This is a genomic window from Acinetobacter sp. YH12039 (assembly GCF_013420015.1).
Classification (GTDB): domain Bacteria; phylum Pseudomonadota; class Gammaproteobacteria; order Pseudomonadales; family Moraxellaceae; genus Acinetobacter; species Acinetobacter amyesii.
This window is the reverse complement of record NZ_VOZA01000072.1, coordinates 1-8,512: the sequence shown is the minus strand read 5'-3', so window position 1 is coordinate 8,512 and position 8,512 is coordinate 1. Positions and strand designations below refer to the sequence as shown.

Here is an 8,512-nt window from a genome sequence, read left to right as displayed (position 1 = left end):
TAGAGGAATTGCCACAAGATACGATAAGCTAAAACGTAACTATCAAAGCGCTGTTGCTTTAGCTTGTATATTTATATGGTTGCCTCTTTAGCTCAATTTATCGGCTGTAAATGTCAACACACCCTAAATAGAATGCCCAATAATATTTATGCTGAATTAGAGCAACTTGGACTTACCGCACAAAAACGTGCAATACACGTACAGTTGAGTAACGGCACGCTCAACGACCAAGTCTTCCTTCAGCGTATTGAAGGCACGCATGAATTAAATAAGGGTATTCATTTACAACTCATCTGCCTTTCGACCTCAGCGAATATACCTTTAAAGCAGTTCATTGGTGCACAAACAGCAATTGATATTGTCAACGACAAATCCGAACTCAATCGTATTTCTGGTATTGTGACAAAAGCCGATATTGGTGCAAGTGATGGATCGCTCACGATTTATCGCTTAATCGTAGAGGACCCAACAGCACTCTGGAAACACCGTCGAAACTCACGCGTGTTCATGAATAAATCTGTGGTTGACGTAGTGCAAACCATCTTCTCTGAGTGGCAACAAAAAAGTCCATTATTTGCTTCAAGTCTGACATTGGATAAAAGTGGACTCACTAAAGACTACGATATTCGTCCATTTATCATGCAGATGAATGAGCGGGATATAGACTTTGTTCAACGGCTTCTTGCATCTGAAGGTATTAATTGGCTCATTGACGAAGCACAACTCAAAGTATCTAGTTCAAGTGAACAAATACAACCCCAAAAACTCCGTTTGATTGATGATAATGCCCAGTACAAAGCTTTGGATCGACGTAATATTCGCTTCCATAGAAGCTCGGCAGTAGAACAAACTGATTCGATCACCAATTTTATTGGACGGCGTAGTATTCAACCGACTGCGGTTCACATCCAACGCTGGCAAGCTGATGCACTCGAAACCGAAGAAGGCGCAGGCTCAATACAAAGCAAACACAGCCATAGTGAAAACCAAGACAATGCAAGCCTTGGCTTAGAACAGGCATGGCACTTTTCCCCTGCATGGATACAAGACCTCAAAGGTGAAGATGGTGCAACCAAATCAGGCAATAGTCAGATTGAAAAGTTTAATGAAAACCTGAGCAACTACTACGACTCACAAGCCAAACAATTTACTGCAACCTCAACCGTGCGTGATGCACAGGTAGGTTACTGGTTTGAATTCAATGAACACCTAGAAATTGATGAACATGATGGCGCGGATAAAGAATTCTTAATCACCGCGAAGTCCTTCTATAACCAAAATAATCTTCCCAAAGACTTAACCGATCAAGTCACAGCCTTGCTTAAACAAAGTAATTGGCAACAATTTGATATTCAAACCAATAACCAAGATGAACGTCAAGCTAACAACCTCGTATTGCAACGACGTAATATTGCCACCGTTCCTGAGTATAATCCTCTCACCCAAAGACCAACAGTACATCCCATGCGTGCCAAAGTGGTGGGTTTAAGTGGAGAAGAAATTCATGTCGATGAATGGGGACGCATCAAAGTTCGATTCCTATTCACCCGAAATGAAGATAATACTCATGATGGTGGTGCAGGCTCAAACGACAATGACACCGATTCCGCTTGGGTCGATGTACTGACGCCATGGGCAGGTGAAGGCTATGGAGCAAGATTCCTACCGAGGGTCAATGAGATTGTCGTCATCGACTTCTTTGACGGTAATATCGACAGACCATTTGTGGTGGGACGCATCCACGAAGCACAACGTCACCCAACCAAATTCGATAACAAAGGCAAACTACCTGATACCAAAAAACTGGCAGGTATTCGTTCTAAAGAAGTCAAAGGCGAAGGTTTTGGACAACTACGCTTTGATGATACAACTGGACAGATCAGCACCCAACTGCAAAGCAGTCATGGTGCAACGCAACTAAATTTAGGTAAGCTGAGTCATCCTAAAGATAAGGCAGAAAGTGAAGACCGTGGTGAAGGTTTTGAATTGCGTACAGACCAATGGGGTGCGGTACGTGCAGGGCAAGGGTTATTAATTAGTAGTGAAAATCAATCGAATGCTTCAGATATTCAATTAAATATTAAAGGGTTATTAACTCAGATATCTGAATCATTAGATCAACTAAAAACTTTAGAAAAAAATGCAAGAACAAGCAAAGCGTTTCAAGATGAAAATTATCAAATTAGTGAGGACATAGCAAAACAAGTTGAAACGACTTTGGCAAAATTTGAGGAACCTCATATTTTAATGAGTTCCTCCAAAGATATTATTTCTGTAAGCCAACAGAATCAGACACATGTAGCTAAAGAGAATATAAAAATTATTTCAGGTAAACAGTTAGATTTAAGTTCTTCAGGGGAGCTAACAGCCCATGCTGTAAAAGGTTTAAGTATATATACACAAGAAAACGGTATTAATGCTATTGCTACGCAGGGGCAAATTAAAATTCATGCGCAAAATGATGAACTTGATGTAGCCTCATTAAAAGACTGTAAAATTATGAGTACAGAAAATGCAGTCACGATAGTAGCTAAAAAAGAGATTATGCTAACTTGTGGTGGTGGCTATATTAAAATTAAAACGGACGGTTCAATTGAAATCAATAGCCCTGGATTGATTGAAGTCAAATCTGGACAAACAAAATTTACGGGAGGAACGCGTCATAATTTCCAAATCCCAAATATTTCAAGCAAAATCTGTATCCCTTGTTTATTAGATGCAGCAAGAAAGTCATTGCCTTTTGTTCATAGGGAAATTTGATATGAACAGCACTAAATTATTTGAACAAATAGCTAAAAGTGATTCAGAAAATAATTTTTTCCTTTTGCTGGATACTGCGAAAAATTATCTTTTTATACGTCGCTGGTTAAAGAAGCTTTCGTTCAAAAAACTTAAACAAATTGGAAATTTATTTGAAGGCACTATTGATGAAACTTCACCATTGGAAGTCTCACCTTTATTGATTCCTATTCATTTTGAAACTAAAGATGAACTTAATAAGCAATTTTTAATTGAAGAAAATATAGGAATGTTTTCAGTTCTAGAAACTCCTTTATCAAAACATGAGTTAATTCAGCACTTACAGCCATTTTTACAAGCTGAACTTCCTACAGGTGAACTAGCACTATTTCGATTTTATGATCCCTTTATTATTCAAGTATTAAATCAGATGTTGAATGAACAGGAATATAGTGATTTATTGAAACCTATTACTAATTGGTGGGTTCAACAAATGGATAATACTTTTCTGAATTTAGAGAGTCATTGCTATGCCGATTAAATTTACACAGGAACAAGTAGATTCTTTTATTACAGATCGTGAAGAAATATTAGCTAGCATTGCTTGGAATGATTATAAAGAAATGTTCCCTGAACGTGCTGAAAAGATAGCATTAACTGATGCAGATGGTATTTCCTATATGACTAAGGGAGTGAAGAAAGCCAAAATATATATGGCTGGTTATGAAAATGACTCTCAATTTAATCGTTGGCTGTCAGGTTATCTAGGATTACAGTTTCATATAGGTGAAAATTTTGATGAACACCCTTTTACGCAAAAAATTCTAACTGAAAAGTTATGGCATCCTTATAAACGTGTCGATATTTTAATGAAAATATTAGCTGTGATCACAGTAGAGCCAGCACAAAAAGAATTTTATAAACAATTAGAAAAATTGGTATAAGTCATGGGTATAGTAGCAACGGCTCCATCAATAACGACAGCAGAAATTGGCTCTAAAGTTACAGAAATCGCTTCTAAAATGGGCGATGGAATGAAAGTCGGTGGGGCAGGATTATTACGTGTTGCGGGTGTTGCTGTTACAGCAATTTTTTCAACTCAAAGTTTAGGCGTCGATTCTGATAAAATTCCAGGTGTTTTGGGTCAACCAGATGTTGGATTAGATCAAGATAAAGTTGGCATATTTATGGGTTCTAAAACTAAAGCTGAACCAAAGGTAAAGGAGAAAGCAGATACATGTACTGATACAGTAGGCGGAACTCCAAGTAATAAAAAATGTAAGGATGAAAGCCATCGTGGTAATATTCAAGCACAGGAAGAAACAGGAATGCTTGTAGTAACACCAGCAATATCTCGCTGGGATTTACCAACCCCACCTGGGTTTGTATTTGCAACTGCAGCAGCTAATGCTGTTCGATTAGCTTTGTTTGCTCAAGGCGAGAATGGGATTGACCTAAATCCAGAGCTTGGTTTGGTTAAAGGTGATAGAGGAAAAGATTTTCAAAAAGGTGCTGATAAAGCACATGCAAATATCTTAAAAATTTTAGAACAAAATAAAACAACAGGAATTTATAGTAAATATGAAATAAGTTGTTATTTTAATGGAACTAAAGCTTTTGGTGCAAATAAAGCTTTAAAAAAGGCTGCCTCTCGCAGAATTGATTTAACAGTTCATAAAGGTCAACTTATGGGACCTGGTACACTCTAATGAATATATTAAAGTCAAGAATTGAATTATTGCAACAGCACCCACTTTACCCATTTTTGTCTTGGAACAATGATATTAATCAGTATGTATTAGCGAATTATTTTTGGATAAATGTTCTAAAGGAAATTAGTCATTTTAAGGATTGGACTTATTACGATTCTTATATAAATTTTGATACAGATCATGAAGTCTCAAACCCTGCCATAAAATTATACAATTATTACGAAAAAAAAATTCTAACTATTTTTCATATGGGGAATTATGAAGAAGAATTTGATTACCCATATTTTTTGGTTGGAGCTGGAAATACAGCTCTTGAGACTGAAAATGGTGAAGATAATTTTATAGAGTTATCATTAATGGTTGATTTGCGTCATTCAAAATCATTAGATTCGGCAATAGGATTTATCTCAAAATTTTTGGACGATAAAATACAATTGGAACAATTAGACCAAATAATTAATGAATTTGAATTAAAATATGAAAATGATTTTAGTAGATTGAATTCAATATAATAAAGTTGGATTGAAAAATTTAAATATGATGCACAAGGTAATTTACTCAGCTATACTGATTGTTCAGGCAAAGAAACAAAATGGCAATATGATGAACGTGGGCGTGTTAAATCCGTAGAAAATGCTCTAAAACAAAAAGTCGAATATTTCTATACAGAATTTAGTGCTGAGAAGCGTGAGTCAATCATCAAAGGCTTACCTTTAAATGCCTTTGGTCAGCTTGAAAAAATCAAACATGCTGATGGGACTGAAGAACATTTTGTCCATGATGCTGAAGGACGGTTACTTGCTCACGTTGATGCTAAGCAACAGCAGACACGCTATGAATACGATGCAGCAGGTTTAATAACCAAACGCATCGATGCATTAAACCATACGCTAAAATATCAATGGGATCGTTTAGGACGCCTAAAACGATTGACGAATGAAAATGGCGCAAGTTACGAATTTGTTTACGATGCTGGCGGTCGTTTAATTAAGGAAATCGATTTCGATGGCAAAGAAACAATTTATCATTATGATGAGTTAAATGGTCGACTCACCACAAGTATCGAGGTTGCGTCAGCTTATGGACAAGATTTAAAAGACCGTGCAGCACCGAAAGACCGCATACAGCAATTCATCTTTGACAGTATGGGACGTTTGGAACAACGTACCGCAGGCTATGGGCACTATGGCTTAGAACTAGAAGAGAAACAGACTGAAGAATTTGCTTACGATTACATGGGACGTATTCTGCATGCCAAGAATGCAGAAAGTAACCTACAATGGTTCTACGATGCTGCGGGTAATGTGATCAAAGAACACCAACAGGATTATAAGAGCAACACAACAGCGGTATGGAAACACAGCTACGATGAAATCAATGATCGAATCAAAACTATTCGACCAGATGGACAAAACATTGATTGGCTCACCTACGGTACAGGTCATGTACAAAGCCTGATTGTCAATGGACAGGATTTAGTCAGCTTTGAACGAGATGATTTACATCGAGAAATCACAAGACACTACGCCAATGGCACCAGCCAAGAACAACAGTTTGACCTTGTAGGACGCTTACACAGCCAAATCATGCTCAATGAACATGACAATGGCTACCAAAGCCAGTACAAAGAAAAAAATAACCAACAGAACAATGCGCTGCAACAGACCAGTCAATTGATTCAACGACTGTATCAATACGATAAAACAGGTGAATTGACTGCGATCAAGGATACACGACGTGGTAACATTGCCTACAAATACGATCCTGTAGGACGTTTACTTGAAGCAAGCAGTAAACTCGGTAAAGAGACCTTTAACTTTGACCCTGCTAGTAACATCATAGATCGTTACAATGATGATAAAGCGCAAAATCATGACCAAAGCCACCAACAACAAACAGAAGAAAAAGGCTTTGGCTACAACCGTCTAGTCAATAACGTGGTGAAAGAATATCTCGACCAACAATACCAATATGATGCATACGGGCAACTCATTCGACAAAAATCTACGCAAGGTGATTTAAACCTTGAGTGGGATGTGTATGGACGCATGATCAAAAGCCGTAACAGCCAATACACCGCAGAATATCGTTATGACGCTTTAGGTCGTCGTATCCAAAAACGTAGTAAACATCACCATACAGGTGATGAACATAACATCATCTATGGATGGGATGGTGACACACTGGCTTATGAGTCAACGGAACAAGCCACTAAACACTATATCTACGAAAAAGACAGCTTTGTGCCGATGCTACAAGCGGTCTATCAAAGCCCTATAGAATTACACCAAACGCCTGATTGGTCAGACAAGCCGTATAGCGTACATCGTGATCCATTGTGGAAGACCACCAAGCAAAGCAAAGGCTTTGATGATGTATGGTTCTATCATTGTGACCATTTAGGTACACCACAAGAAATGACTGACCATACAGGTTCGATCATTTGGAAAGCTGAGTATAAGGCTTGGGGTGAATGTAAGGCTGAAAAGGCTAAATCGAATTTCTTTGAAAATTCAGAAATTATTTCAAACAACATTCGTTTCCAAGGTCAATATTATGACCATGAAACTGGATTGCATTATAACCGATATCGTTATTATGAGCCACATAGTGCAAGGTATGTGAGTAAAGATCCGATTGGGTTGTTTGGTGGGTTAAATAATTCAATTTATGTGAGCGATCCGAATCAATGGGTCGATTCGATGGGGTTGATGGCACAAGGGGAAAGGGAAAAAGTTGCTGCGAATAATGCGTTAGTTGAAAAGCATGCAGCTGAAAGATTCGCTCAACAAAAAGCTGCTTGGCAAGTTTCAAAAATAAAAGATGCAAGATCCAAACAACAAAATAGACCAAGTACTGGAATATTGGGTGCATTATTGCCAGGAACTATGTCAAGTGTTGCGAAAAATAAGCAAGATGCAAATGTTTTAAGAAATCAGCAAGGAATGAGAAATGTAGGTACAGTTGGAGCTGCCGCCGCTACTTTACCATATGGAGTTACAGTAATTAGTGGCGGTTTTGGAGCAGGTGCAAAGGCACCAATAATGGGTGCTGTTGGTTCTGCTGCAGTAGACGGTGGTTTTCAAACATTTGATAGTGTTAGATGTAAATGCAATGCCTATAATTATAAGCGAACTCTTGGTGTAGCTGGTGTGGGAGCATTAGCAGGAGGAGTTGGCGCAAATCTTGCAAAAGCAAATGGAGTAGAATATGTTACAGCTATGAATTTCTATAAAAATACTACAAATACTATTGGAAAAAGAATATTTTATGGTCAAACAGCAGTAAAATCTATTACAACAAAGCCTATTAAAGAGAATCCGAGTCTAAAGTTAGATGAACCACAGTACAGTAAATAATAAAGGAAGTACTTTTATATGTTCAATATAATTATTGAAATTGTGTTAGGTACATTTATATCTAATCTGAAAGCAGATAATCATCCCTATTTGTTTTGTTTTATAAAGGGGGTTTTACTGGGGTTGACAGGATTTTTTTTAGCCGTTATTTATAATTATTTTAATGATGATTATATAATGCCTTTTAATGATCTAATGTTTTTCTTTTTAATAACTCAAACGATAGGTATTGTAGTTTCAGTAATTTTTCTTATAATTGAATATTTGTTTCCAGATAAAAAAAACGAAGACTTTTAAAATATTTTAGGTGTAGGTGTTTGAAAAATATGTGTATTAAATTTACCAAAAAAATGTGATTGAAACCAGCCAAATAAGCAGAAACCTTAATCGCTTAATCCAAAGTGATCACAATAGTCAAATCACCATTTATGGTTATGATATATTTGGAAGACGAATATCTGAACAAAGTCAAATAGTTAATCAAAATTAAGTGGAACACAGCCTGACATTATTTGGTTGGGATAGTGATTTGACGATTTTCGAGTCGCAACATTACACTCAAAGCAATAATAAAATCTTTGTACACGACAAAAAAAGATAACTCATTGAAATAATGGCATAATACTTGTTTTCTGACGACGAATATGATGACACATTTCAATGAGTTACATCTCATCTTAAACAAATATCTAAAGTGGAACA

Annotated in this window: 6 protein-coding genes and 2 pseudogenes; all 8 read left to right on the top strand. The window is 37.0% G+C overall.

The annotated features are described in order from the left end of the window. A pseudogene (locus tag FTT98_RS16540) lies at positions 1–91 on the top strand (IS5/IS1182 family transposase); the annotation flags it as partial. Positions 92–132: 41 nt separating this feature from the next. Then, a complete protein-coding gene (locus FTT98_RS16535; RefSeq protein WP_180177581.1) occupies positions 133–2,760 on the top strand; it encodes a type VI secretion system Vgr family protein in 2,628 nt (875 codons plus the stop codon). Position 2,761: 1 nt separating this feature from the next. After that, positions 2,762–3,280, top strand: coding sequence for a DUF4123 domain-containing protein (locus tag FTT98_RS16530; RefSeq protein WP_180092375.1), 519 nt, complete (start codon positions 2,762–2,764; stop codon positions 3,278–3,280). Continuing rightward, the gene (locus FTT98_RS16525; protein WP_180092379.1) at positions 3,270–3,683 is read left to right on the top strand and encodes a hypothetical protein; all 414 of its coding nucleotides are present in this window, start codon (positions 3,270–3,272) and stop codon (positions 3,681–3,683) included. The genes FTT98_RS16530 and FTT98_RS16525 overlap by 11 nt, the downstream gene beginning before the upstream one ends. 3 nt (positions 3,684–3,686) lie before the next feature. After that, a complete protein-coding gene (locus tag FTT98_RS16520) occupies positions 3,687–4,448 on the top strand; it encodes a hypothetical protein (RefSeq protein ID WP_180092382.1) in 762 nt (253 codons plus the stop codon). Further along, positions 4,448–4,963 (top strand): hypothetical protein, encoded by a 516-nt coding sequence (locus tag FTT98_RS16515; RefSeq protein ID WP_180092384.1) that lies wholly within the window; start codon positions 4,448–4,450, stop codon positions 4,961–4,963. Before FTT98_RS16520 ends, FTT98_RS16515 begins: the two co-directional genes overlap by 1 nt. Before the next feature lie 12 nt (positions 4,964–4,975). Beyond that, a pseudogene (locus tag FTT98_RS16510) lies at positions 4,976–7,162 on the top strand (RHS repeat-associated core domain-containing protein); the annotation flags it as partial. 666 nt (positions 7,163–7,828) lie between these two features. Beyond that, positions 7,829–8,107, top strand: coding sequence for a hypothetical protein (locus FTT98_RS16505; RefSeq protein WP_180036263.1), 279 nt, complete (start codon positions 7,829–7,831; stop codon positions 8,105–8,107). Positions 8,108–8,512: the final 405 nt, after the last annotated feature.

What these genes read in the sequence shown, in the direction of transcription:
- FTT98_RS16525 (WP_180092379.1), top strand. Translation starts at nt 3,270, where the DNA reads ATGCCGATTAAATTTACACAGGAACAAGTAGATTCTTTTATTACAGAT.
- FTT98_RS16520 (WP_180092382.1), top strand. Translation starts at nt 3,687, where the DNA reads ATGGGTATAGTAGCAACGGCTCCATCAATAACGACAGCAGAAATTGGC.
- FTT98_RS16530 (WP_180092375.1), top strand. Translation starts at nt 2,762, where the DNA reads ATGAACAGCACTAAATTATTTGAACAAATAGCTAAAAGTGATTCAGAA.
- FTT98_RS16515 (WP_180092384.1), top strand. Translation starts at nt 4,448, where the DNA reads ATGAATATATTAAAGTCAAGAATTGAATTATTGCAACAGCACCCACTT.
- FTT98_RS16535 (WP_180177581.1), top strand. Translation starts at nt 133, where the DNA reads ATGCCCAATAATATTTATGCTGAATTAGAGCAACTTGGACTTACCGCA.
- FTT98_RS16505 (WP_180036263.1), top strand. Translation starts at nt 7,829, where the DNA reads ATGTTCAATATAATTATTGAAATTGTGTTAGGTACATTTATATCTAAT.